The organism is Streptomyces sp. B1I3, from assembly GCF_030816615.1.
In the GTDB taxonomy this organism is placed as follows: Bacteria; Actinomycetota; Actinomycetes; order Streptomycetales; family Streptomycetaceae; genus Streptomyces.
In genome coordinates this window covers 4,881,611-4,904,982 of the sequence record NZ_JAUSYD010000001.1, presented here as the reverse complement: position 1 = coordinate 4,904,982, position 23,372 = coordinate 4,881,611, and the positions used below count along the sequence as shown (strand labels likewise).

General features: G+C 71.3%; 22 protein-coding genes. 9 read left to right on the top strand and 13 right to left on the bottom strand.

Annotation, left to right across the window (positions count from 1 at the left end):
* Positions 1-169 precede the first annotated feature (169 nt).
* On the bottom strand, positions 170-1,327 hold the full coding sequence (locus tag QFZ58_RS22525) for an acyl-CoA dehydrogenase (protein ID WP_307128956.1): 1,158 nt from the start codon (positions 1,325-1,327) through the stop codon (positions 170-172).
* Positions 1,328-1,511: 184 nt separating this feature from the next.
* On the opposite strand from QFZ58_RS22525, the gene QFZ58_RS22520 reads away from it, so the two are divergent.
* On the top strand, positions 1,512-2,855 hold the full coding sequence (locus QFZ58_RS22520) for a UDP-glucose/GDP-mannose dehydrogenase family protein (protein WP_307126711.1): 1,344 nt from the start codon (positions 1,512-1,514) through the stop codon (positions 2,853-2,855).
* An 82-nt stretch (positions 2,856-2,937) separates the two neighbouring features.
* On the opposite strand, the gene QFZ58_RS22515 is transcribed toward QFZ58_RS22520, so the two are convergent.
* The 3 genes from QFZ58_RS22515 to QFZ58_RS22505 are packed head-to-tail and all read right to left on the bottom strand — an operon-like array spanning position 2,938 to position 5,877.
* The gene (locus QFZ58_RS22515; RefSeq protein WP_307126710.1) at positions 2,938-4,140 is read right to left on the bottom strand and encodes a dipeptidase; all 1,203 of its coding nucleotides are present in this window, start codon (positions 4,138-4,140) and stop codon (positions 2,938-2,940) included.
* A gap of 7 nt (positions 4,141-4,147) precedes the next feature.
* Positions 4,148-4,690: a 5-(carboxyamino)imidazole ribonucleotide mutase gene (gene purE, locus QFZ58_RS22510; RefSeq protein ID WP_307126709.1), complete on the bottom strand. Its 543-nt coding sequence runs from the start codon at positions 4,688-4,690 to the stop codon at positions 4,148-4,150.
* Positions 4,687-5,877: a 5-(carboxyamino)imidazole ribonucleotide synthase gene (locus tag QFZ58_RS22505; protein WP_373428670.1), complete on the bottom strand. Its 1,191-nt coding sequence runs from the start codon at positions 5,875-5,877 to the stop codon at positions 4,687-4,689. The genes purE and QFZ58_RS22505 overlap by 4 nt, the downstream gene beginning before the upstream one ends.
* A gap of 103 nt (positions 5,878-5,980) precedes the next feature.
* Between QFZ58_RS22505 and QFZ58_RS22500 the strand changes: the two genes are divergently transcribed.
* A complete protein-coding gene (locus QFZ58_RS22500) occupies positions 5,981-6,499 on the top strand; it encodes a GtrA family protein (protein WP_307126707.1) in 519 nt (172 codons plus the stop codon).
* Between the two features lie 69 nt (positions 6,500-6,568).
* Here the strand turns inward: QFZ58_RS22500 and QFZ58_RS22495 are convergent, their stop codons facing one another.
* Together QFZ58_RS22495 and QFZ58_RS22490 are read right to left on the bottom strand one after the other, a co-directional pair.
* Positions 6,569-7,834: an ATP-binding protein gene (locus QFZ58_RS22495; protein WP_307126706.1), complete on the bottom strand. Its 1,266-nt coding sequence runs from the start codon at positions 7,832-7,834 to the stop codon at positions 6,569-6,571.
* 15 nt (positions 7,835-7,849) lie between these two features.
* A complete protein-coding gene (locus tag QFZ58_RS22490) occupies positions 7,850-8,527 on the bottom strand; it encodes a response regulator transcription factor (RefSeq protein WP_307126705.1) in 678 nt (225 codons plus the stop codon).
* A 488-nt stretch (positions 8,528-9,015) separates the two neighbouring features.
* Here QFZ58_RS22490 and QFZ58_RS22485 point away from each other — a divergent pair, with 488 nt between their 5' ends.
* The gene (locus QFZ58_RS22485) at positions 9,016-10,506 is read left to right on the top strand and encodes an oligopeptide:H+ symporter (protein ID WP_307126704.1); all 1,491 of its coding nucleotides are present in this window, start codon (positions 9,016-9,018) and stop codon (positions 10,504-10,506) included.
* Between the two features lie 324 nt (positions 10,507-10,830).
* Here the strand turns inward: QFZ58_RS22485 and QFZ58_RS22480 are convergent, their stop codons facing one another.
* Positions 10,831-11,322 carry an ATP-binding protein gene (locus tag QFZ58_RS22480; protein ID WP_307126703.1) on the bottom strand — a complete coding sequence of 164 codons (492 nt, stop codon included), beginning with the start codon at positions 11,320-11,322 and terminating at the stop codon, positions 10,831-10,833.
* A gap of 197 nt (positions 11,323-11,519) precedes the next feature.
* A complete protein-coding gene (locus QFZ58_RS22475; protein ID WP_307126702.1) occupies positions 11,520-11,888 on the bottom strand; it encodes an STAS domain-containing protein in 369 nt (122 codons plus the stop codon).
* A 290-nt stretch (positions 11,889-12,178) separates the two neighbouring features.
* Here QFZ58_RS22475 and QFZ58_RS22470 point away from each other — a divergent pair, with 290 nt between their 5' ends.
* Positions 12,179-13,153 carry an RNA polymerase sigma factor SigF gene (locus tag QFZ58_RS22470; protein WP_307126701.1) on the top strand — a complete coding sequence of 325 codons (975 nt, stop codon included), beginning with the start codon at positions 12,179-12,181 and terminating at the stop codon, positions 13,151-13,153.
* Positions 13,154-13,362: 209 nt separating this feature from the next.
* Here QFZ58_RS22470 and hutI read toward each other — a convergent pair whose 3' ends face one another.
* The 4 genes from hutI to hutU form a co-directional block, all read right to left on the bottom strand.
* Positions 13,363-14,544, bottom strand: coding sequence for an imidazolonepropionase (gene hutI / locus QFZ58_RS22465; RefSeq protein ID WP_307126700.1), 1,182 nt, complete (start codon positions 14,542-14,544; stop codon positions 13,363-13,365).
* A 162-nt stretch (positions 14,545-14,706) separates the two neighbouring features.
* Positions 14,707-16,077 (bottom strand): formimidoylglutamate deiminase, encoded by a 1,371-nt coding sequence (locus QFZ58_RS22460; RefSeq protein WP_307126699.1) that lies wholly within the window; start codon positions 16,075-16,077, stop codon positions 14,707-14,709.
* Positions 16,068-17,282: an allantoate amidohydrolase gene (locus QFZ58_RS22455; protein ID WP_307128955.1), complete on the bottom strand. Its 1,215-nt coding sequence runs from the start codon at positions 17,280-17,282 to the stop codon at positions 16,068-16,070. The genes QFZ58_RS22460 and QFZ58_RS22455 overlap by 10 nt, the downstream gene beginning before the upstream one ends.
* A gap of 74 nt (positions 17,283-17,356) precedes the next feature.
* On the bottom strand, positions 17,357-19,021 hold the full coding sequence (hutU, locus tag QFZ58_RS22450; RefSeq protein WP_307126698.1) for a urocanate hydratase: 1,665 nt from the start codon (positions 19,019-19,021) through the stop codon (positions 17,357-17,359).
* A 377-nt stretch (positions 19,022-19,398) separates the two neighbouring features.
* On the opposite strand from hutU, the gene QFZ58_RS22445 reads away from it, so the two are divergent.
* The 4 genes from QFZ58_RS22445 to QFZ58_RS22430 all read left to right on the top strand — a co-directional run bounded on the left by QFZ58_RS22445 (position 19,399) and on the right by QFZ58_RS22430 (position 21,594).
* Positions 19,399-19,854: a hypothetical protein gene (locus QFZ58_RS22445; protein WP_307126697.1), complete on the top strand. Its 456-nt coding sequence runs from the start codon at positions 19,399-19,401 to the stop codon at positions 19,852-19,854.
* On the top strand, positions 19,851-20,654 hold the full coding sequence (locus QFZ58_RS22440) for a helix-turn-helix domain-containing protein (protein ID WP_307126696.1): 804 nt from the start codon (positions 19,851-19,853) through the stop codon (positions 20,652-20,654). Before QFZ58_RS22445 ends, QFZ58_RS22440 begins: the two co-directional genes overlap by 4 nt.
* 38 nt (positions 20,655-20,692) lie before the next feature.
* The gene (locus QFZ58_RS22435) at positions 20,693-21,157 is read left to right on the top strand and encodes a roadblock/LC7 domain-containing protein (RefSeq protein ID WP_307126695.1); all 465 of its coding nucleotides are present in this window, start codon (positions 20,693-20,695) and stop codon (positions 21,155-21,157) included.
* 62 nt (positions 21,158-21,219) lie between these two features.
* Positions 21,220-21,594: a hypothetical protein gene (locus QFZ58_RS22430; protein ID WP_307126694.1), complete on the top strand. Its 375-nt coding sequence runs from the start codon at positions 21,220-21,222 to the stop codon at positions 21,592-21,594.
* A gap of 179 nt (positions 21,595-21,773) precedes the next feature.
* Here the strand turns inward: QFZ58_RS22430 and QFZ58_RS22425 are convergent, their stop codons facing one another.
* The gene (locus tag QFZ58_RS22425; protein ID WP_307126693.1) at positions 21,774-22,622 is read right to left on the bottom strand and encodes a MurR/RpiR family transcriptional regulator; all 849 of its coding nucleotides are present in this window, start codon (positions 22,620-22,622) and stop codon (positions 21,774-21,776) included.
* A gap of 134 nt (positions 22,623-22,756) precedes the next feature.
* On the opposite strand from QFZ58_RS22425, the gene QFZ58_RS22420 reads away from it, so the two are divergent.
* Positions 22,757-23,338, top strand: coding sequence for a thioredoxin domain-containing protein (locus QFZ58_RS22420; RefSeq protein WP_307126692.1), 582 nt, complete (start codon positions 22,757-22,759; stop codon positions 23,336-23,338).
* The last annotated feature ends 34 nt before the right edge of the window (positions 23,339-23,372 follow it).

Genomic DNA, 23,372 nt, shown 5'->3' with positions numbered 1-23,372 from the left:
GCGTCCCGGCCGGTGCGCCACCGGACGGAACGACGGGCCGCAGGTGTGGGCCCGGCCAGGCGTCGCAGGCACCCTGGTCCCGAGGGCGGCAAAGTCGTCCACCTCGGCGGAAGCACGCGCGGCCCCCGGCAGAAGTGCCGGGGGCCGCGGTGCGGAACTGCGGGAGGTGCTACGGCAGGTTGCGGGCCATGACGATGCGCTGCACCTGGTTGGTGCCCTCGTAGATCTGGGTGATCTTGGCGTCACGCATCATGCGCTCGACCGGGTAGTCGCGCGTGTAGCCGTAGCCGCCGAGGAGCTGGACGGCGTCGGTGGTGACCTCCATGGCGACGTCGGAGGCGAAGCACTTGGCCGCGGCGCCGAAGAAGGTGAGGTCGCCGTCGAGGCGCTCGGACTTGGCCGCCGCCGCGTAGGTGAGCTGGCGGGCCGCCTCCAGCTTCATCGCCATGTCGGCGAGCATGAACTGGATGCCCTGGAAGTCGGCGATGGGCTTGCCGAACTGCTTGCGCTCCTGGACGTAGCCCTTGGCGTAGTCCAGCGCACCCTGGGCGATGCCGAGGGCCTGGGCCGCGATGGTGATGCGGGTGTGGTCCAGGGTCTTCATCGCCGTGGCGAAGCCGGTACCCTCCGCACCGATCATGCGGTCGGCGGGGATGCGGACGTTGTCGAGGTAGACCTCGCGCGTCGGGGAGCCCTTGATGCCGAGCTTCTTCTCCGGGGCACCGAAGGAGACGCCCTCGTCGGACTTCTCGACGACGAACGCCGAGATGCCCTTGGAGCGCTTGTCCGGGTCGGTGACGGCCATGACCGTGTAGTACTCGGAGACGCCCGCGTTGGTGATCCAGCGCTTCACACCGTTGAGGACCCAGAAGTCGCCGTCGCGGACGGCCTTGGTCTTCATGCCCGCGGCGTCCGAGCCGGCGTCCGGCTCGGAGAGGGCGTACGAGAACATCGCGTCACCCTTGGCGAGCGGGCCCAGGTACTTCTTCTTCAGCTCCTCGGAGCCGGAGAGGATCACCGGGAGCGAGCCCAGCTTGTTGACGGCCGGGATGAGGGAGGAGGACGCGCAGGCGCGGGCCACCTCCTCGATCACGATGACCGTGGCGAGCGCGTCGGCGCCCGCCCCGCCGTACTCCTCCGGGACGTGGACCGCGTGCAGGTCCGAGGCGACCAGGGCGTCCAGGGCCTCCTGCGGGAAGCGGCCCTCCTCGTCCACCGCGGCGGCGTGCGGGGCGATCTTCGCCTCGGCCAGCGAACGGATCGTCTCGCGGAGCATGTCGTGCTCCTCGGCCGGACGGTACAGGTCGAAGTCGGTCGAACCCGCCAAGACGTTCACTCCCCAAGGATGCTAACTACCGTTAAGTAACCCAATTTTAGTTCGCGGTCCCCACTCCGGCATACGGGCGGGACACGTGAGCTTGCCGACAGCCCCGGGACTGCCGGAAAACGGGCGTTCCACCGGCCCGGATATGCTCGGCTCCGCACGTCTGCCCGCATCGTCAGGAGCACCCATGGCCCTCAGGATCACCGTGATCGGTACCGGCTACCTCGGCGCCACCCATGCAGCGGCCATGGCGGAGCTCGGCTTCGAGGTCCTGGGCCTCGACGTGGTGCCGGAGAAGATCGCGATGCTCTCGGCGGGCAAGGTGCCGATGTACGAACCAGGGCTCGAGGAGATCCTGCGCAAGCATGTCGCGGGCATCGAGGGGTCCACCGGGCGGCTGCGGTTCACCACCTCCTGGGAGGAGATCGGCGCCTTCGGTGACGTGCACTTCGTCTGCGTGAACACTCCCCAGAAGCACGGCGAGTACGCCTGCGACATGAGTTACGTGGACAGCGCCTTCGAGTCCCTGGCCCCGCGGCTCACCCGGCCGGCCCTGGTGGTCGGCAAGTCCACCGTGCCGGTGGGCTCCGCCGCCCGCCTCGCGGCTCGGCTGACGGAACTCGCCCCGGCGGGTACGGACGTGGAGCTGGCCTGGAACCCGGAGTTCCTGCGCGAGGGCTTCGCCGTGAACGACACGCTCCACCCCGACCGGATCGTCGTCGGGGTGGAGAGTGAGCGGGCCGAGAAGGTGCTGCGCGAGGTGTACGCGGGGCCGGTCGGCGAGGGCTCACCGTTCGTGGTGACGGACTTCCCGACGGCGGAGCTCGTCAAGACCTCCGCGAACTCGTTCCTGGCGACCAAGATCTCGTTCATCAACGCGATGGCGGAGGTGTGCGAGGCCGCCGACGGCGATGTGATGAAGCTGGCGGAGGCGCTCGGCCACGACGAGCGGATCGGGAAGAAGTTCCTGCGGGCCGGGGTCGGCTTCGGCGGGGGCTGCCTGCCCAAGGACATCCGGGCCTTCATGGCGCGCGCCGGCGAGCTGGGCGCGGACCAGGCGCTGACGTTCCTGCGCGAGGTCGACTCGATCAACATGCGCCGTCGCGGCCACATGGTGGAGCTGGCCCGGGAAGCCGTGGGCGGGGGGTCGTTCCTGGGCACCCGGGTGGCGGTGCTGGGCGCGACCTTCAAGCCGGACTCGGACGACGTACGCGATTCACCGGCCCTCAACGTGGCCGGCCAGATCCACCTGCAGGGCGGACAGGTCACCGTGTTCGACCCGAAGGGCATGGACAACGCGCGGCGGCTGTTCCCGACGCTCGGCTACGCGGACACGGCCCTGGACGCGGTGCGCGGCGCGGATGTGGTCCTGCACCTGACGGAGTGGCGCGAGTTCCGCGAGCTGGACGCCGCCGCGCTGGGCGAGGTGGCCGCGCGGCGCACCATCCTGGACGGACGCAACGCGCTCGACCCACTGGTGTGGCGTGAGGCCGGGTGGACGTACCGGGCGATGGGCCGGCCGAAGGCCTGAGGCCCGGGCGGCCGGGGCCGCCGCTCCCTCCGTCGCCGGAGGGGCGGCCGGGCCCCGCCCGGCGGGACCGGGTGGCGCGGGGTCAGCGCGCCGGGCCGTCCAGCTGCTCGATCGTGGCGTGGGACGGACCCAGCCGCACGCTCAGGTCCCGGGACACCGCTTCCGCGTCACGCAGCACCCGTACCGCGTTCTGCCATGTCAGCTTGGCGATGTCCCGTTCCGACCAGCCGCGGCCGAGCAGCTCCGCGATCAGGTTCGGGTAGCCGGAGACGTCCTCCAGTGCCTGGGGCAGGAACGCCGTGCCGTCGTAGTCGCCGCCGATGCCGATGTGGTCGACACCGGCGACCTCGCGCATGTGGTCGAGGTGGTCGGCGATCGTCGCCACGGTGGCCAGGGGGCGGGGACGGGCCGCCTCGAAGTCCGCGTGGATCCGCATGGCGGCCGGTGTGGTGTCCAGGTGGTGCAGACCGTGCTCCCGCATGTTGCGGTCGGCGGCCAGCGTCCACTCGACGGCAGCGGGGAGGACGAACTTCGGTACGAACGTCGCCATGGCCACGCCGCCGTTGGCGGCGAGCATCCGCAGCACGTCGTCGGGGATGTTGCGCGGGTGGTCGCAGACCGCGCGGGCCGAGGAGTGCGAGAAGATCACGGGCGCGACCGAGACGGCCAGCGCGTCACGCATGGTGGTGGCCGCCACGTGGGAGAGGTCGACCAGCATGCCGATGCGGTTCATCTCGCGTACGACCTCGCGGCCGAACTCCGACAGGCCGCCGACGCGCGGGGAGTCGGTCGCCGAGTCCGCCCAGTCGGTGTTGTCGTTGTGCGTCAGCGTCATGTAGCGGACGCCGAGGGTGTGCAGGGCGCGCAGGGTGCCCAGGGAGTTGTTGATGGAGTGGCCGCCCTCGGCGCCCATCAGGGACGCGATGCGGCCCTCGGCGCGGGCCTTCTCCATGTCGTCGGCGGTCAGCGCGCGTGCCAGGTCCGCCGGGTGGCGCTCCAGCAGTTCGGCGACCACGTCGATCTGTTCCAGCGTGGCGCTGACCGCGTCGTCACCCGTGAGGCGGGTGGGGACGTAGACGGACCAGAACTGCGCGCCGACGCCGCCGGCCCGCAGCCGCGGGATGTCGGTGTGCAGGGTGCCGGTCTGGTCGGTGGCGATGTCCCGGGCGTCCAGGTCGTAGCCGACCTGTTCGCGCAGCGCCCAGGGAAGGTCGTTGTGGCCGTCGACGACGGGGTGGTCGGCGAGGAGACGGCGGGCCCGGTCCAGGTGGTGCTCGCTGCTCATCGGTTCCCTACTTCCCGAAGCCGAAGGAGTCGGCACCCTCGACCTTGGCGCGCAGGCGTTTGCCCTTCTCCGTGGCCTGGTCGTTGAGCTCCTGCTGGAAGTCCTTCATCCGTGCCAGCAGCTCGGCGTCGTGCGTCGCGAGGATGCGGGCGGCGAGCAGGCCCGCGTTGCGCGCGCCGCCGACCGAGACGGTGGCGACGGGGACCCCGGCGGGCATCTGCACGATGGAGAGCAGGCTGTCCATGCCGTCGAGGTACTTCAGCGGCACCGGGACGCCGATGACGGGCAGCGGGGTCACCGAGGCCAGCATGCCCGGCAGGTGTGCCGCTCCGCCCGCACCGGCGATGATCGCCTTCAGCCCGCGGTGTGCCGCCCCCTCGCCGTACGCGATCATCTCGCGCGGCATGCGGTGGGCGGAGACGACGTCGACCTCGTAGGGGATCTCGAACTCGTCGAGGGCCTTGGCGGCCGCCTCCATGACGGGCCAGTCGGAGTCCGAGCCCATGACGATGCCGATGACGGGGCTGGGGGCGGTACCGGGGAAGGTCATTCGGTGATCGTTCCTCGCAGGTAGTCGGCCGCGTGCCGGGCGCGCTCCCGCACGTCCGCCAGGTCGTCGCCGTAGGTGTTGACGTGGCCGACCTTGCGGCCGGGCTTCACGTCCTTGCCGTACATGTGGATCTTGAGCTGCGGGTCGCGGGCCATGCAGTGCAAGTAGGCCTGGTACATGTCCGGGTAGTCGCCGCCCAGGACGTTGCACATGACCGTCCAGGTGGCGCGGGGGCGCGGGTCGCCGAGCGGCAGGTCCAGGACGGCCCGGACGTGGTTGGCGAACTGCGAGGTGACCGCGCCGTCCTGGGTCCAGTGCCCGGAGTTGTGGGGGCGCATCGCCAGCTCGTTGACGAGGATGCGGCCGTCGCGGGTCTGGAACAGCTCGACCGCGAGGTGGCCGACCACGCCGAGCTCCGCGGCGATCCGCAGGGCGAGCTGCTGGGCCTCGCCGGCCAGCCGCTCGTCGAGCTCGGGGGCCGGCGCGATGACCGTGTCGCAGACGCCGTCGACCTGGATGGACTCGACGACCGGGTAGGCGACGGCCTGGCCGTGCGGCGAGCGCACGATGTTGGCCGCGAGCTCCCTGACGAAGTCGACCTTCTCCTCGGCCAGGACCGGGACACCGGCCCGGAAGGGCTCGGCGGCGTCCGCCTCGGAGCGGACCACCCAGACGCCCTTGCCGTCGTAGCCGCCGCGGACCGTCTTGAGGATGACGGGGAAGCCTCCGGCCTCCTCGGCGAAGACCGCGGCGTCGGCCGGGTCCTCGACGATGCGGTGGCGGGGGCAGGGCGCGCCGATCTCCGTGAGCTTCGCGCGCATCACCCCCTTGTCCTGCGCGTGCACCAGGGCGTCGGGGCCGGGGCGGACGGGGATGCCGTCCGCCTCCAGGGCGCGCAGGTGCTCGGTCGGCACGTGCTCGTGATCGAAGGTGATCACGTCGCAGCCGCGCGCGAAGGCGCGCAGTGTCTCCAGGTCGCGGTAGTCGCCCACGACGACTTCGCTCACCACCTGGGCGGCCGAATCCTGAGGGGTGTCACTGAGCAGCTTGAACTTCAGCCCGAGGGGGATACCCGCCTCGTGGGTCATACGGGCGAGCTGACCGCCGCCGACCATACCGACTACCGGGAACGTCACGCTTCCAGGATATCCGGCGGGCGGGAGGTCCTTGCACCCGTCCTCGGACAGGGGCCCTCGCCGGGCGGCCAGGGCAGCTCACAGGCATCACACGGGGGAGGTCGTTAGCATGGCCGGGTTGACGAAACCGACCGGACGGGGCTGAGCGATCACCATGAGCGAACGGGGCGCACTGCGGACCCGGCTTGATCTGCTGGCCCGGGAGGTCGCCAAGTTCGGCGCGGTCGGCGCATTCGGGCTGGTCGTGAACATCGCCGTCTCCAACCTGATCTGGCGCACCACGGACATTCCGGTGGTGCGGGCCGGGCTGATGGGGACGATCGTCGCCATCCTGTTCAACTACATCGGTTTCCGCTACTGGACCTACCGGGACCGCGACAAGACCGGCCGGGCGCGCGAACTGACGCTGTTCCTGCTGTTCAGTGCTGTCGGAGCGGTGATCGAGACGGGCATCCTGTACCTCGCGACGTACGGCTTCGGCTGGAACAGCCCGGTGCAGAGCAACGCCTTCAAGATCCTCGGCATCTCCGTCGCGACCCTGTTCCGCTTCTGGTCCTACCGCACCTGGGTGTTCAAGGCACTTCCCGCCAAGGAGGCCGTGCTGAACGCGGAGCGGTTTCTGGAGCAGCGACGACCCGCCGACGACGTAGCGCGTGGCCCTGTGAGCCACTGACGCGCCCGGCCGCCCGGGCCCCGGAGGCACCGGGGCCCCCACCCGGGCCTTCCGGACGCACCGGGACCCTCAGCGCACCGGTCGTTCCGGTTCCTCGTGGGCCGGTGCGACGCGGCTGAGGAAGAGGGCGAAGACCGGGGGCTGCTGCTGGAGCAGTTCCAGCCGGCCGCCGTCGGCCTCCGCGAGGTCCCGGGCGACCGCGAGGCCGATCCCGGTGGAGTTGCGCCCGCTGATGGTCCGCTCGAAGATCCGCGCCCCGAGATCGGCCGGGACACCGGGGCCCTCGTCCGTCACCTCGATGACGACCTGGTTGCCGGTGACCCGGGTGCGCAGGGCGACCGTGCCACCACCGTGCATCAGCGAGTTCTCGATCAGCGCGGCGAGCACCTGGGCGACGGCACCGGGGGTGCCCACGGCCCGCAGCCCGTGCTTGCCGGAGCAGACGACCGCGCGGCCCGCGCTGCGGTAGGCCGGGCGCCACTCCTCGATCTGCTGCTTGACGACCTCGTCGAGGTCGAAGAAGACCGCGGAGCCGGTACGCGGGTCGCGGGCATTGGTCAGGAGCCGCTCCACGACGTCCGTGAGCCGCTCGACCTGGGTGAGCGCGATGTTCGCCTCCTCCTTCACCGTGTCCGGGTCGTCGGTGACGGAGATCTCCTCGATCCGCATCGAGAGCGCGGTCAGCGGTGTACGGAGCTGGTGCGAGGCGTCCGCGGCAAGGCGCCGTTCGGCGGTGAGCATCCGGGCGATCCGTTCGGCGGACGCGTCCAGGACATCCGCGACCCGGTCCAGCTCCGTCACCCCGTACCGCTTGTGCCGGGGGCGCGGGTCGCCGGAGCCGAGACGTTCGGCCGTCTCGGCGAGGTCGGTGAGCGGCGAGGTCAGCCGGTTGGCCTGGCGTACGGCGAGGAGTACGGCGGAGACGATCGCGAGCAGGGCCACCGCACCGATGATCATCAGCGTCCGGCCGACCTCACGGGTGACGGCCGAGCGGGACTCCTCGACGGTGACCTTCTCCCCCTGCTCCCCCGTCTCGGTGCTGCGCAGCACGCTGTCCGTGGGGCGTTCGCCGACCTCGATGGCGGTGCGCCCCGGGATCTCGACGCGGGCGTACCGGTTGGGGTCGACCTGCTCCGCCAGCACGTCGGGGGTGATCCGCTCCGCTCCGAGCAGGCGGCTCTCCACGACGCTGATCAGCCGCAGCGCCTCGGAGTCGACGCTCTCCTGGGCGCTGTTGCTGATGGTGCGGGTCTCGACGATGACGAGGGAGACGCCGAAGACGGCGATCACGACGAGAACCACGGCGAGCGTGGAGTTGATCAGTCGGCGGCGCATGACTGTCTCTGTACGTCAGCTCTTCTCGAACCGGAAGCCGACGCCCCGCACGGTGGCGATGTAGCGGGGATTGGCGGCGTCGTCGCCGAGCTTCTTGCGGAGCCAGGAGATGTGCATGTCGAGGGTCTTGGTGGAGGACCACCAGGTCGTGTCCCAGACCTCGCGCATCAGCTGGTCCCGGGTGACGACCCGGCCGGCGTCCCGGACGAGGACCCTCAGCAGGTCGAACTCCTTGGCGGTGAGCTGGAGTTCCTCCTCGCCCATCCAGGCGCGGTGCGACTCGACGTCGATCCTGACGCCGTGCGTGGCGGGCTGCAGGGCCGGCTCCGTGGCGCCGCGGCGCAGCAGGGCCCGGACCCGGGCGAGCAGTTCGGCGAGACGGAAGGGCTTGGTGACGTAGTCGTCGGCTCCGGCGTCGAGGCCGACCACGGTGTCGACCTCGTCGGCCCGGGCGGTCAGGACCAGGATCGGCACGGCATGGCCGTCGGCCCGCAGCCGCCTGGCGACCTCGAGGCCGTCCATCCCGGGCAACCCCAGGTCGAGCACGACCAGGTCTATGCCGCCCTGGAGTCCGGCGTCGAGCGCGGTCGGACCGTCCTCGCGGACCTCGACCTCGTAACCCTCACGACGCAGGGCGCGAGCCAGTGGCTCCGAGATGGATGCGTCGTCCTCGGCGAGCAGTACACGGGTCATGCAGTGATGGTAGTCCGCGCCGGAGCTCCCCAGTGAGGCCCTCGTCAGGGCCTACGGGTCAGGGACACGAATCAGGCATGGACCTTTGAATGTGGGACTGTGGTTCCATCCAAACCTGTGATCCATGTCTCAAGTCCTTCCATATGCCCGCGTGTCGTGTCGTATGGTTGCTCGACGCCTGTTGCACCACCTGAAGACCTTTGGGCAGCGTTTCGCGCCAAGGGTCACTTTTGTGTGCGGGCCGGTTCCCGCCGGCTCTCATCAGTGAATGACCTATGAGCCGGGCCCGGAGCGCGAGGACGCGCGACGGGTGTGGATCCCGGTGCGGCCGGTCCCCGACTCCGCCCCGACTCCCCCAGGGAGCCGGCGGCCGGATCGAATCCCCTCGAGGCGTCGGGGGTGGGGCCGCAGCCGCGCCGGTGCCGGCTACCCCCCACCGGGCGCGTACCGCTCACAAGGCGACGCGTCCCGACCAGCAAGGATCGACCATGGCGTCCAGCCTGACGAAGGACTCGGCCAGTACGACTGGTGCGGAGAAGACCTTCTTCGGCCACCCCCGCGGCCTGGCCACTCTCTTCATGACGGAGATGTGGGAGCGCTTCAGCTACTACGGCATGCGCGCGCTTCTCCCGCTCTACCTGATCGCTCCCAACGGGCTTCACATGAATCCCGCCACGGCCACGGCGATCTACTCGGTCTACCTGTCGCTGGTGTACCTGCTCGCCATGCCCGGCGGCTGGTTCGGCGACCGCGTCTGGGGTCCCCGCAAGACCGTCGCCATCGCAGGTGGCGTCATCATGCTCGGCCACGTGACGCTGGCACTTCCCTCCGAGGGCACCTTCTTCGCCGGCCTCGGGCTGGTGGCGATCGGCTCCGGCCTGCTGAAGTCCAACATCTCCACGATGGTCGGCCACCTCTACGACGGCCCGGACGACCCGCGCCGCGACGGTGGCTTCACGATCTTCTACATGGGCATCAACGTGGGTGCCTTCGCCGCACCGCTGGCCATCGGCACCGTCGGCGAGAACGTCAACTGGCACCTGGGCTTCGCCCTCGCGGCGCTCGGCATGGGACTGGGTGTCGCCCAGTTCCTGCTCGGGACCCGCCACCTCGACCCGCGCAGCCTGGTGGTCCCGAAGCCGCTGTCCGCCGACGAGCGCGCGTCCACGCTGCGCAAGGCCATGATCTGGATGGGCGTCGCCGCGGTCTTCTACATCGGCACGGTCGTCACCGGCGTCTACACGCTGAACTGGCTCCTGGTCCCGATCACGATCGCCGGCCTGGTCATCCCCGTGATGGTCCTGACGCGCATCAAGCGCGACAAGGAGCTCAGCGACGCCGAGCAGGCCAAGATGTCCGGCTACATCTGGTTCTTCGTGGCCGCGGCCATCTTCTGGATGATCTACGACCAGGGTGGTTCGACGCTGGCGATCTTCGCCGACTCCTCGGCGGAGAACTCGGTCCTCGGCTGGGACTTCCCGGTCTCCTGGTACCAGTCGGTCAACCCGGTTCTGATCATGGCGCTCGCCCCGGTCTTCGCCGCCTTCTGGATGGCGCTGAACCGGCGCGGCAAGGAGCCGAGCACGATCGTGAAGTTCAGCTCCGGTCTGGTGCTGGTCGGTGCGTCGTTCTTCCTCTTCCTGCTGCCCCTGACGATCGCCGGCGACGGCCACAAGGCCGCCGCGATGTGGCTGGTGGCGATCTACTTCGTGCAGACCGTCGCCGAGCTGACGCTGTCGCCGGTGGGCCTGTCCGTCACGACGAAGATGGCTCCGGCCAAGTACGCGAGCCAGATGATGGGTGTCTGGTTCCTCGCGGTCACCGCCGGTGACTGCACCACCGGACTGCTGTCCATCGCGGGTGTCGAGCTCAACGGCACCGGGGTGGTGGCGCTCCAGGCCGCCTTGGCGGTCCTGGCGGGAGCCGCGATCTTCATGTACCGCGGCAAGGTCAAGACGCTCATGGGCAACGTCCGCTGACGCGGAGCCCTTCCTCACGGCCCGGGGCCGTCGCACCGATGCGGTGCGGCGGCCCTGTGTCGTGTCCGGCCGCCTCCGCTTCCGCTCGGCCGCTCGGGCTCGGCACGCTCGGCGCGCCTTCCGCTCGGCGCGCGCCTTCCGCTCGGCCGCCCCGCTGCCTTGCCCTGCCGATGAGCCGACCGGCCCGCGTCACCGGGACGGGACCCGCCGGCCGTACCGGCGGGCGCCGCCTGCGCGCGGGCACGTGAAAGAGCGCGCCGGGTGTTCCGGCGCGCTCCGAGGGAGGAGAAGCGGTGTTCGGGGTTACCAGGGCTACCGAGGGGCCTACTCGGGCGCCGCGAGCTCCGCCCATACGGTCTTGCCCGGCGTGTCCGGCGTACGCGTGACACCCCAGTCCAGGCAGAGCCGCTGCACGATGAACATGCCGTGCCCGCCGGGGCGTCCCGCCCGGTGCGGGGTACGAGGGGCCGGCTGGCCCGCGCCGCGGTCGACGACCTCGACCCGGAGCGCCTTGTCGGAGCGGGCGATGCGCAGCTCCTCGGGTCCGTCCGCGTGCAGGCAGGCGTTCGTCACGAGCTCGGAGACGACCAGCAGGACGTCCTCCGCTGCCGCCCGCCGGTCGGCACCGTCCGCCGGGAGCCAGCCCCAGTCGTACAGAGCCTGCCGGGCGAAGTCACGGGCCATCGGCACGATGCCGCTGGCCTGCCGCAGCGAGAGCGAGCGCCACTGCCGGTCGGACGGTACGGCAGAGGCGGCGCCCTTACCGTCCGGCTCGCGGCCGAGGCCGCCCGGCGGATGCTGCCGGGTGGTGCTCATCAGCGCTTCACCTCACCGATTCACCGTGTTGCCATCGAAAAGATACTGGTCAGTTACAGCATGTGCGGTCTTCAGGACCCCACCGGGGTGTCTTCTGCCCGGTCGCTTGGTGACAACACCCACTTCGGCTATGCCGAGAGCATGATGTGGGCGGTTCACGGGGCGCGGGGGCGGGAAACGACTCGGAAACACCGGGGTCAGGAGCTCAGGGCCTCTTCGAGCGAGGCGTGCACGGTGAAGACCGCTTCCGCTCCCGTGATCTCGAAAACGCGAGCCACGACCGGCTGCATTCCGGCCAGGTGGACCCCTCCTCCGCCGGCCTCGGCCTTGAGGCGGGCACCGAGCAGCACGTTGAGCCCGGTGGAGTCACAGAATTCGAGGCGCGAGCAGTCGACCACGAGGCGTACACGCCCCTGCTCGACCGCACTTTCCAGGGGCTCCCGCAGGAGATCGGCCGTGTGGTGATCGAGCTCACCCACCGGCGTCACGATTTCGCTCAGCCCTTCGGTCCGGACCTCGACCTGTAGCCGACCCTGGTTCGCACTGCCGACCGTCCCGCGGTCCATGCCCGATCCTCTTCGCCGTTCGTCACCGCCCGCGCAGTATGTCGCGGCTGTCTTCGTGGCTTACGCCGACGCCGGTGAAACATTACGCGTTTCCCTCGCCACACGGTAGTCGAAGAACTCAACAAACCGGACATATAGGAGTAATTGGCGCTTGTAAGTCGTGGCTGGAACCGGGTAAGGGTAGTAGGGACAACCCCACCCGGTATTCGATCGGCTTCGGAGGCGCCGCTTCACCGCAGGAACACATAGGGGCATCGGCAGCCATATGCCGAGAACGATGGAGGAGACCCATGTCACCCCGGCTCGACGTATCGCGTACCCACATCGCGACGTCGGCATGTCCTCAGGGACCGACCGATTCCGACTTCCCCGTCGCTGGTGCCGTACCCGGCCCACGCACGGGCGACACCACCGGCGTCACCGCCTGTGCCACCACCTGTGACGGCGTCCTGAGCGAGAGCCTCGGCGATCTCCCCGAGATCCCGCACTACGCCGAAATCGGCGCCCTCGACGCAAGGGCGCTGTCGAAGACGCTCTTCGCCCGGCTCGAAGCCCTCGAGGAAGGCACCCACGAGTACGCGTACGTCCGCAACACCCTCGTCGAACTCAACCTCGCGCTGGTCAAGTTCGCCGCCTCCCGGTTCCGCACCCGCAGTGAGCCCATGGAGGACATCGTCCAGGTCGGCACCATCGGCCTGATCAAGGCGATCGACCGCTTCGAGCTCAGCCGGGGCGTCGAGTTCCCGACGTTCGCGATGCCCACCATCATCGGTGAGATCAAGCGCTTCTTCCGCGACACCAGTTGGTCCGTGCGCGTCCCGCGCCGGCTGCAGGAGCTGCGTCTGGACCTCGCCAAGGCGGGCGACGAGCTGGCCCAGCGACTGGACCGCGCACCCACCGTGGACGAGCTGGCCGAGCGCCTCGGCATCAGCAAGGACGAGGTCGTGGAGGGCATGGCCGCGAGCAACGCGTACACCGCGAGCTCGCTGGACGCCAAGTCCGAGGACGACGACGGCGAGGGCGCGCTCGCGGACCGCATGGGCTACGAGGACAACGGCCTCGAAGGCATCGAGTACGTCGAGTCCCTGAAGCCGCTCATCGCCTCGCTGCCGTTGCGCGACCGCACGATCCTCTCGCTGCGGTTCGTCGACAACATGACGCAGTCGGAGATCGGCGAGGAGCTCGGCATCTCGCAGATGCACGTGTCCCGGCTGCTCTCCCGGACGCTCGTCAAGCTCAGGAAGGGCCTGACCGTCGAGGAGTGATCCGGCGCCCGGGACGGCCCGGGCACGTCGACGCGGAAGGACCCGACCCGGCAACGGGCGGGTCCTTCCGCATGGGTGACGCGGCGCCACCGACCGGGCCGCATCGGACGTCGGCAGCGGGACGCACCTGGCCCTCGGGGGGCGGGCCGGCGGACCGCGCCACGCGCGAAGCGGCGTCGGACCCACCTCCTGGTCGGCACCGCCCTCCGCTACCGGGCTCCTGCCACCCGCTCGCCGCCCCTCCACACGGTGTGGACCAGCGGGACTCCCGGCCGGTAGGCGAGGTGGACGTGGCTCGGCGCGTCGAGGAGTACGAGGTCGGCGCGGGCGCCCGGTGCGACACGGCCGACGTCGGTGCGGCGCAGTGCCGCGGCTCCCCCGGCGGTGGCCGACCAGAGGGCTTCGTCGGGGGTCATGCCCATGTCCCGTACCGCGAGGGCGAGGCAGAACGGCATGGAGGAGGTGAAGGAGGAACCCGGGTTGCAGTCCGTCGACAGGGCGACGGTCGCGCCCGCGTCCAGGATGCGCCGCGCGTCGGGCCAGTCAGCGCGGGTGGAGAACTCCGCTCCGGGCAGGAGGGTCGCGACCGTACCGCCCTGGCCGAGCGCGTCCAGGTCGGCATCCGTGAGGTAGGTGCAGTGGTCGGCGGACGCCGCGCCGAGTTCCACGGCGAGCTGGACCCCCGGGCCGTGGCCGAGCTGGTTGGCGTGGACACGGGGGTGCAGCCCCCTGGCCAGACCCGCGGTCAGGATCGTCCGTGCCTGGTCCCCGTCGAAGGCGCCCCGCTCGCAGAAGACGTCGATCCAGCGGGCGTACGGGGCGCAGGCGTCCAGCATCGGTCCCGCTACCAGGTCGACGTAACCGGCGGGGTCGTCGGCGTAGTCGGGGGAGACGATGTGGGCGCCGAGGTAGGTCACCTCGTCCGTGTGGCCGGCGGCGATGCGCAGGGAGCGGGCCTCGTCCTCGACGGTGAGGCCGTAGCCGGACTTGGTCTCCAGCGTGGTGGTGCCCTGCCGCAGCGCCTCTGCGAGGTAACGGGCGACGTTGGCGGACAGTTCCTCGTCGGAGGCGGCGCGGGTGGCGGACACGGTCGTGCGGATCCCACCCGCGGAGTAGGGGCGGCCGGACATGCGGGCGTTGAACTCGTCGGTGCGGTCACCCGCGAACACCAGGTGGGAGTGCGAGTCGACGAAGCCGGGGATCATGGCGCGGCCGCCCGCGTCGACGATGTCGTCGGTGGCGGGTGCTCTGCCGGACTCACCTACCCAGACGATGCGGTCGCCCTCGATGACGACGGCCGCGTCACGGATCAGGCCCAGGGGACTTCCGTTGCCGAGGGAGGGGTCGTTGGTGACCAGTCCGGCGATGTTGGTGACGGCGGTCGTCGTCATCTGGGCGCACCTTTCGTCGCGGGTGTCGCTGTCGGCTGTCGGCTGTCGGCTGTCGGCTGTCGGCTGTCGGCTGTCGGCTGTCGGCTGTCGGCTGTCGGCCGGATCGTCCGGCGCGCGGGGCGGACCGGGTGCACAGGGCGGGCGATCCGGCATACGGGTGTGTCAGGCGTGCAGGGCGGCGATGGCCGAGGTGAGCGCCTGCGGCACGTCCTCGACCAGCGTGTGGTGACCGTCCCGGACGATGTGCCTGCCTGCCACGACGGTGTGCCGCACATCCGCGGCGGAGGCGGCGAACACAGCCACTTCGGCTGCGAGCCGGGGCGCCGGCCCCGCTGTTCGGACGGAGTCCAGCGCGACGGTCGTCAGGTCGGCCGGCGCGCCCGGTTCGAGCGTGCCCGCGTCGGGGCGGCCGAGAGCGGCGTGCCCGTCGGCGGACGCGGCCCTGAGGAGGGCGGCCGCGGTCCAGTGCCCCCGGGCGTGGGTGCGGAGCCGCTCGTCGAGCTCCATCGCCCGGGCCTCTTCGAAGAGGTCGATCACCGCGTGGCTGTCACTGCCCAGCGAGAGCGGGGAGCCCGCACGCTGAAGGGCGGCGGCCGGGCCGATGCCGTCGGCCAGATCGCGTTCGGTGGTGGGACACATGCAGGTACCGGTCCGGGAGGAGCCCAGCAGCTCGATGTCCTCGGCCGTGAGGTGCGTGTTGTGGATGCCGGTGGTGCGCGGCCCGAGCACGCCGTGGTCCGCGAGGAGCCGGGTGGGGGTGCGCCCGTGCGCGGCGATACAGGCGTCGTTCTCCGCGGTCTGCTCGGACAGGTGCACATGGAGCGGGGCCTCACGCTCCTGGGCCCATCGCGTGACGGTGGCCAGCTCACCGGCCGGAACCGCGCGCACGGAGTGGATGGCGGCGCCGATCAGCGTCTGGCCGTCGTCGCCCTTGAGGAGGGAGGCGCGCTCGGCCCAGGCGTCGGCGGTGGTGTCGGAGAAGCGCAGCTGGTGGCGGGTGGGCTTCTGGCCGAAGCCGGCGGCGAGATAGGCGGTGTCCAGCAGGGTGATGCGGATACCCGCTCCGGCCGCCGCCGCGATGAGCGCCTCACCCATCGCGTTCGGATTGTCGTACGGCGTGCCGCCCGGCGCGTGGTGCAGATAGTGGAATTCGCCGACGGCGGTGATTCCGGCCAGCGCCATCTCGGCGTAGGTCGCCCGGGCCAGGTCGTAGTAGGTGTCGGGGGTCAGCCGCGAGGCCGCCCGGTACATCAGGTCACGCCACGTCCAGAAGGTGCCCGAGCCCACCTGGACGGTGGAGCGCAGAGCCCGGTGGAAGGCGTGCGAGTGCGTGTTGGCCAGTCCGGGGAGCGTCAGGCCGCGCAGGGCGACGGCGCCGGGCGGTGGCAGCTCGACGCCCGTGCGCACGCCGGCGATGCGCCCCCCGGCCACGTCCAGGGCGACGCCCGGCTCGACATGGGTGCCGAGCCAGGCGTGGGACATCCAGTAGGTGGCGGTGACCGGCGTGCCCGCCGGTCGGGTTGTCAGTTGCACGCGAGACCTTCCAGTACGTCGGCGAGTGCGTTCACCCCGGCCACGCAGTCGTCCTCACGGGCGTGTTCGGCCGGCGAGTGCGAGATCCCGGTGGGGTTCCGTACGAACAGCATGGCGGTCGGCACGGAAGCGGACAAAATACCCGCATCGTGTCCCGCCCCGGTGCCCAGCACGGGCACGGCGCGCCCCGTGTCGTCCGGGCCGCGCTTCCCGAGGATCCGGCAGATCTCGTCCCGCAGGGCGTGCTGGAACTCCACGACGGGCGTGAAGGATTCCCGTACGACGTCGAGGTCGATGCCGGCCCGCTCGGCGTGCTCCCGGGCGGCGCGCTCGATCCCGCCGACCACGGCGTCGAGGGTGGCCTGGTCGGCGGCCCGCGAGTCGAGCCAGCCCCGCACGAGGGACGGGATCGCGTTGACCCCGTTGGGCTCGACGGCGATCTTGCCGAAGGTCGCGACTCCCCCGGCGAGTTCCGCCTCACGCCGGGCCGCGAGCACGGTCTCGGCGTACGTGAGCATCGGGTCGCGGCGATCGGCGAGCCGGGTGGTACCCGCGTGGTTGGCCTCGCCCCGGAAGTCGAACCGCCAGCGCCCGTGCGGCCAGATGGCCGAGGCGACGCCGACCGGGTGGCCGTCGACGTCCAGGGCGCGCCCCTGCTCCACGTGGAGCTCGACGAAGGCGCCGATGCGGGAGAGCCGTTCGGGGTCGGGGCCGATGGCGTCCGGGTCGTATCCGGCCGCCTCCATGGCCCGGGGCAGCGAGACCCCCTCCCCGTCCCGGAGCAGGTGCGCCTTCTGCGCGGTCAGCTGACCGGCTGCGAGCCGCGAGCCGACGCAGGCGAGCCCGAAGCGGGCCCCCTCCTCGTCGCCGAAGTTGGTGATGGCGAACGGCTTCACGAACTCCGCTCCTCTGCGGCGGAGTTCGTCGAGGGCCGCGAAGGCGGAGACCACACCGAGGGGGCCGTCGAAGGCACCCCCGTCCGGCACGGAGTCCAGGTGCGAGCCGGTGACGACGGCGTCACCGGCGAGCGGGTCGCCGAGCCAGGCCCACTGGTTGCCGTTCCGGTCGGTCTCGTGGACGAGCCCCCGGGACTCCGCCTGGGCACGGAACCACGCACGGCACTCGAGGTCGGCACCGGTCCAAGCGTGCCGACGGTATCCGCCGCTCGCGGCATGGCGCCCGATGGGTGCGAGGCCGCGCCACATCGAGTCGAACGACTGCGGCCCGGACGGCCGCGGTTCCGGCTGAGCGCCCTGCGGCCGGCTGTCCACGGTCCCGGTCACCGGCCGTCGTCCTCCGCCATGGGAACGCGTACGCCCTTGTCCGAGGCGACGGACTCCGCGATGTCGTACCCCGCGTCGACGTGCCGGATGACGCCCATGCCCGGGTCGTTGGTGAGGACCCGGCGGATCTTCTCGCCGGCCAGCTTCGTACCGTCGGCGACGGTGACCTGTCCCGCGTGGATGGAGCGCCCCATCCCCACGCCGCCCCCGTGGTGCAGGGAGACCCACGACGCCCCCGATGCCACGTTGACCATGGCGTTCAGCAGCGGCCAGTCCGCGATCGCGTCGGAGCCGTCGAGCATGGCCTCGGTCTCGCGGTACGGCGAGGCGACCGACCCGCAGTCGAGGTGGTCACGCCCGATGGCCAGCGGCGCGGCGAGCTCCCCGCTCGCCACCATGTCGTTGAACCGCTCCCCGGCCTTGTCGCGCTCCCCGTACCCGAGCCAGCAGATCCGGGCGGGCAGCCCCTGGAACTGGACCCGCTCGCCGGCCATCCTGATCCAGCGGTGCAGCGACTCGTTCTCCGGGAAGAGTTCGAGCATCGCCCTGTCGGTCCTGTGGATGTCCGAGGCCTCACCCGACAGAGCCGCCCAGCGGAAGGGGCCCTTGCCCTCGCAGAAGAGCGGCCGGATGTAGGCGGGCACGAAGCCGGGGAAGTCGAACGCCCTGGCGTACCCGGCGAGCTGGGCCTCGCCCCGGATCGAGTTGCCGTAGTCGAAGACCTCGGCCCCGGCGTCCATGAAGCCGACCATGGCCTCGACGTGCGCGGCCATCGACTCGCGGGCGCGCTGTGTGAAGTCGGCGGGCTTCTCGGCCGCGTACGACGCCATGTCGTCGAAGTCGACGCCGACCGGGAGATAGGCGAGCGGGTCGTGCGCGCTGGTCTGGTCGGTGACGATGTCGACGGGCGCGCCCTCGGCGAGCATCCGGGGCAACAGCTCCGCCGCGTTGCCCAGCAGGCCGATGGAGAGCGGGCGGCGTGCGTCCCGCGCCTCGACCGCCAGCTGGAGCGCGTGCTCGAGCGAGTCGGCCCGGACGTCCAGGAAGCGGTGCTCGATCCGGCGCTCGATGGCGCGCGGGTCGCAGTCGATGCAGAGGGCGACGCCGTCGTTCATCGTCACGGCCAGCGGCTGGGCCCCGCCCATGCCGCCGAGGCCCGCGGTCAGCGTGATGGTGCCCGCGAGCGTACCGCCGAACCGCTTGGCGGCGACGGCGGCGAACGTCTCGTAGGTGCCCTGGAGGATGCCCTGCGTGCCGATGTAGATCCAGGACCCGGCGGTCATCTGGCCGTACATGGTCAGGCCGAGGGCCTCCAGCCGGCGGAACTCCTCCCAGTTCGCCCAGTCGCCGACCAGGTTGGAGTTGGCGATCAGGACCCGCGGCGCCCACTCGTGCGTCTGCATGACCCCGACCGGCCGCCCGGACTGGACCAGCATCGTCTCGTCCTGCTTGAGCGTGCGCAGCGTACGGACCATCGCGTCGAACGAGCGCCAGTCGCGGGCCGCCTTGCCCGTACCGCCGTAGACGACGAGCTTGTCGGGGTGCTCGGCGACCTCGGGGTCGAGGTTGTTCTGCAGCATGCGCAGGGCGGCTTCCTGCTGCCACCCCAGGGCGCTCAGTTCCGTACCGCGCGGTGCCCGTACGGGGCGGGGTCCTGACATGGGGAATGCCTCCTCGCGACTGCGACCGTCATGACTGAAGACCGAACACTGTGACCGTTCTATTCACATCCTGGCGCCCTGAATACTCCTAGTCAACAGGTGAGGTGGGCGCAGAGGCACGCGCCTCGCCCGGGCATGCCTCCTCAGGCCGTGCTGCCGGCTCGCGAGCGCGCCCGGCGACGGACGGCGGCGCGGCGCCTCCTCGGCGACGGGCAGCCGGCCGGGCATGTTCCGGCCGGCTGCCGGACGTCCACCTGCGGTCCTTTGCACGAGCGTCCGCATGTACCTGTGGAAAATGCCAGAACACCCACCGGCCCCGAGCACGTTGCGTAGCCTCGTCACTACAGCCGTACGCCACGTCGGGAGGGGAGTCCGCGGTGCCCGGAATCGACGAGTGCCTGCTCGAAGTCATGAGGCTGCCCGGTGCCAGGGGTGCCGCGGTGATCGACTGGACCAGCGGTCTCGCCCTCGGCACCATCGGCGAATCGCCCAACGGCGACTACGAGGCGACGGCCGCCGAGACGGCCGAGGTGGCGAGGATGGCAGCCGAACAGCCGGTCTTCGCACGCGACCCCGCGGCAGACCCCTCGCAGCCCCACCCGGCCCCGGCCGGCTCGCCGCGCTTACCCGGCCCCGGGGCTCCGGGCCCGCCCGGCCTCGCCGTCGAGGACGTCATCGTCACCACCGCAGCCGGCTACCACATCCTGCGCTTCGTCGAGACGTCCTTCGACAGCAGTGTCTTCCTCCACCTCTGGCTGGACCGCAAGGAAGGCAACCTCGCCCTCGCCCGCATGCGGCTGGGTGACATGGCGGAGCGGCTGGTCCTGGCATGAGTCCCACCACCACCGCACCGTCCGGCATATCAGAGACCTCCGTGCTCTCCCCCATGCTCCAGCGGCTCGCGGCGGAACGTGCCACCGGCGCACTGATGCGCGACCGCGGCACGCTGTACCTCGCCGACGGCCAGGTCGTCCACGCCGAGAGCCCCGCCACGCCCGGCATCGACGTCCTGCTCACCACGGGGGGCGCACTGCGCAGCGAGGGCTGGTGGGACGCCGTCGCCCAGGCCGGTGCGGCACAGCGGGTCGGCCGCTACCTCGTGGACAGCGGCAGGGTGCCGGGCGGCGCGCTGGAGCTGTGCCACCTCGGAGCGCTGTACGACGCCGCCTTCTTCGCCCTGGCCCCGACGCACACCCCCGCACGGTTCCGCTACGGGGTCTCCCACTGGATCGGCCCGGTCCGCCCCGTGCCCGTGGAGGCCGTACAGCGCGAGACGCTCCGGCGCCGTGAACTGCTGGACCGCATCTGGACCGACGCGCTGACGGACAGCGCCCCGCTCGCTCCCACGGCGCACCCGGTCGACGCCCCGGTCCCGCCGCGCCAGCGCTGCGTCCTCGACCTGGTGAACGGCGTGCGGACGGCCACGGACATCGCGCAGGAGCTGGGCCGCTCGGCCTTCCACATCCTGGTCGACCTGCGCCGGCTGGCGGCAGCCGGTCTGGTCGAGGCCGTCCGCCCGGCCACGGCCGGGCAGGCCGCCCCGGCCCGCGACCGGATCGAGCTGCCCGAGGTCACCGCCGACCCGGACGTCGCCCTGTTGCGCCGGCTCAGAGACGCATTGGAGGCCCTGTGATACGCGCGCTCAGACAGCGTGCCGGGAGGAGACAGCTGATGGTGCCCGAGGCCGAAGTACAGGATGTCCTCGACGAGCTCCAGCGGTTACGGGCCCGGGTACCACTTCTGGCGGGAGCCCTCGCCGCCACCACCGACGGCCTGGTGGTGGCCCAGGACACCCCTGGCATCGAGGCGGAGGGGGTCGCCGCACTGACCGCCGCCGCACTCGGCGTGTCGACCCGGATGACGGACGCCACCGGACGCGGCGGCTTCCGCGAACTCCTGATCCGCGGCGCGACCGGCTACATCGCGACGTACGCGGCCGGCTCGTCCGCCGTTCTGACCCTGCTGGCCGAGGACCGCATCAACGTCGGCCGGCTGCACCTGGAGGGCCGCAGGGCCGGCGCGCGGATCGGCGAAGTGGTCGACGCCGCACTCGAACGCGCCGACCCGGCGCCGCCCACGCGCCCCCCGCAGTCCCGGGCCCTGCCCCGCCGCAGCATCGCACCGGATCACCCATGACACCCGCGTCAGCCAGGAGTCGGACCGGCCACCGGGCCGGCCAGAGGAAGGAAACGAGCACTATGGCCAACACCGAAGCGTCACTCAAGGATGCGATGGCGTCGATCGAGGGCACCCTCGGCGCCGCACTCGTCGACTACACCAGCGGCATGGCCCTGGGCACCATCGGCGGTGGCAAGGACTTCAACCTGGAGGTCGCCGCAGCCGGCAACACCGACGTCGTCCGGGCGAAGCTCAGGACGATGGATCACCTGGGCATCAAGGACGAGATCGAGGACATCCTGATCACCCTCGGCGACCAGTACCACCTGATCCGGCTGCTCAAGACCCGCGGCAACAACGGCCTGTTCCTCTACCTCGTCCTGGACAAGGGCAGGTCCAACCTCGCGATGGCCCGCCATCAGCTGAGGAAGATCGAAGCCGAGCTGGAGATCTGACCCGGCGTCCGCGCCGGGGTTCTCACCGGCGGGGGACGCCGCGCCCCGCCGGGTGCGGCGTCCCCCGCCATGGGGCCGGTCGTCCGGTAGGCCCTGGCCCGCCGGCCGGTTCCGCTCCACCCGGTCGGTGCGCGCCCAGGACGGGCGCGGCCACCGCTGGTGGCCGGCCGGTGCGTTCCTCACTCGACGAACAGTCCTCTCGCGGCGGCCCTCGCGTCGAACTCCTCCAGCCGGGCCTGCGCCTCGGGCAGCCCGTCGCACATGGCCTCCAGCAGCACCCGCCCCAGCAGCATCGGCGCGCACGCGGTGTCGAAGGCGAGCCCGGTCCCCACGGCGGCCGGGATCAGCAGGTCGCTGTGGACGGCCACCGGGGCGAACGCCGAATCGGCGACGGTCACGACCGTCAGCCCCTGCTCCCGGGCGTAGGCCAGCGCGTCGACGACCTCGCGGGGATGCCGTGGCAGCGCGAAGCACAGCAGCACGCTCGCTCCCGCACGGCGGGCCGCGTCGATACGGTCGTGGACCATGCTGCCGCCCTCGTCGAGCACCCGTACGTCCGGATGCACCTTGGCGGCGAAGTACCCGAAGCCCCGAGCCTGTGAGGACGCGGCCCGCAGGCCGAGGACGAGCAGCGGCCGTGATCCGGCGAGCAGCCTGCCTGCCCGCTCCACCGGCGCCGGGTCGGCGAGCAGGTCGGCCAGGTGCCGCAGATTCTCGATCTCGGCCCGCACGGCCTGCTGGTACTCGTTGACGTCCTCGTCCCCGCCCGTACCGCTCTCCGACCCGTCCGGAGCGACCTCCCGCAGGTGCCTGCGGAGAGCCGGATAACCGTCGAAGCCGAGGGCCACGGCGAACCGGGTGACCGACGGCTGGCTCACCCCGGCCAGCTCGGCCAGCTCCACGCTGGACAGGAACGGGGCGTCGGCGGCCCGCCGCACCATGGAGTGCGCGATCCGCCGCTGGGTGGGCGTGAGCCTGCGCCCCTCGAAGAGCCCCTGCAACCGCGCGGCCGGGCTGCTCCCGCTCATGCTGTCCCCTCCAGAGATCCGGCGCACCGGGCCGGCACCGCCGGATCCATTCAGCCAGCACGCAGACTGCATGTCCATATACAACCGCTGGTGCTCGCATTGCGGGACGGCTTCCCCCTGCCGACCCTTGAACCATGATCCCAGCCAATACGAGAGGCCCCGGCGGCGTCGTCGTCCGCTACGGGAGCGACGACGCCGCGCACGTGCTGAGCGTCTACGCCGATCTGCGCTGCCCCTACTGCAAGCGCATGGAGCTCGGCCTCGGTGCCGTGATGGAGCGGGCGGCCGACGACGGGCGGTTCGCGGTGGACCACCACTTCGGCACGTTCCTCGACGACTCGGCCGGCGGGACCGGCTCCATGGAGGCGCTGGCCGCCCTGGGCGCCGCCGTCGACGTGGGCCCCGAGCCGTTCATGCACTACCTGCGCGCCCTGTACGCCGATCAGCCCAGTGAGGACGAGGACTCCTTCGCCGACCGCGCCAACCTGCTGCGCCTGGCCGACGAGGTCGAGGCCCTGCACACGGACGACTTCCGGGAGAAGGTGCTGGAGGGGAAGTACCTGCCCTGGGCAGCACAGGTGTCACTGGCCTTCGAGAACAGCGGCATCCGGTCCACCCCGACGGTACTGATCGACCGCACGCCGGTCGCGGTCATCAACGCCATGGGGTACGCGGTCACTCCGGAGGCCTTCCTGGCGGAGGTGACGCCCCTCTGAGCCGGACGACGCGGGACCGGGCACACCGCAGGAC

Bases quoted from the DNA above. Each gene is read 5' to 3' on its own strand.
- QFZ58_RS22435 (WP_307126695.1), top strand. From the start codon at position 20,693: ATGGTGCCCGAGGCCGAAGTACAGGATGTCCTCGACGAGCTCCAGCGG.
- QFZ58_RS22440 (WP_307126696.1), top strand. From the start codon at position 19,851: ATGAGTCCCACCACCACCGCACCGTCCGGCATATCAGAGACCTCCGTG.
- QFZ58_RS22455 (WP_307128955.1), bottom strand. From the start codon at position 17,282: ATGTGGCGCGGCCTCGCACCCATCGGGCGCCATGCCGCGAGCGGCGGA.
- purE (WP_307126709.1), bottom strand. From the start codon at position 4,690: ATGACCTTCCCCGGTACCGCCCCCAGCCCCGTCATCGGCATCGTCATG.
- QFZ58_RS22485 (WP_307126704.1), top strand. From the start codon at position 9,016: ATGGCGTCCAGCCTGACGAAGGACTCGGCCAGTACGACTGGTGCGGAG.
- QFZ58_RS22475 (WP_307126702.1), bottom strand. From the start codon at position 11,888: ATGGACCGCGGGACGGTCGGCAGTGCGAACCAGGGTCGGCTACAGGTC.
- QFZ58_RS22480 (WP_307126703.1), bottom strand. From the start codon at position 11,322: ATGAGCACCACCCGGCAGCATCCGCCGGGCGGCCTCGGCCGCGAGCCG.
- QFZ58_RS22420 (WP_307126692.1), top strand. From the start codon at position 22,757: ATGATCCCAGCCAATACGAGAGGCCCCGGCGGCGTCGTCGTCCGCTAC.
- QFZ58_RS22470 (WP_307126701.1), top strand. From the start codon at position 12,179: ATGTCACCCCGGCTCGACGTATCGCGTACCCACATCGCGACGTCGGCA.
- QFZ58_RS22425 (WP_307126693.1), bottom strand. From the start codon at position 22,622: ATGAGCGGGAGCAGCCCGGCCGCGCGGTTGCAGGGGCTCTTCGAGGGG.
- QFZ58_RS22490 (WP_307126705.1), bottom strand. From the start codon at position 8,527: ATGACCCGTGTACTGCTCGCCGAGGACGACGCATCCATCTCGGAGCCA.
- QFZ58_RS22515 (WP_307126710.1), bottom strand. From the start codon at position 4,140: ATGAGCAGCGAGCACCACCTGGACCGGGCCCGCCGTCTCCTCGCCGAC.
- QFZ58_RS22430 (WP_307126694.1), top strand. From the start codon at position 21,220: ATGGCCAACACCGAAGCGTCACTCAAGGATGCGATGGCGTCGATCGAG.
- QFZ58_RS22520 (WP_307126711.1), top strand. From the start codon at position 1,512: ATGGCCCTCAGGATCACCGTGATCGGTACCGGCTACCTCGGCGCCACC.
- hutI (WP_307126700.1), bottom strand. From the start codon at position 14,544: ATGACGACGACCGCCGTCACCAACATCGCCGGACTGGTCACCAACGAC.
- QFZ58_RS22495 (WP_307126706.1), bottom strand. From the start codon at position 7,834: ATGCGCCGCCGACTGATCAACTCCACGCTCGCCGTGGTTCTCGTCGTG.
- hutU (WP_307126698.1), bottom strand. From the start codon at position 19,021: ATGTCAGGACCCCGCCCCGTACGGGCACCGCGCGGTACGGAACTGAGC.
- QFZ58_RS22500 (WP_307126707.1), top strand. From the start codon at position 5,981: ATGAGCGAACGGGGCGCACTGCGGACCCGGCTTGATCTGCTGGCCCGG.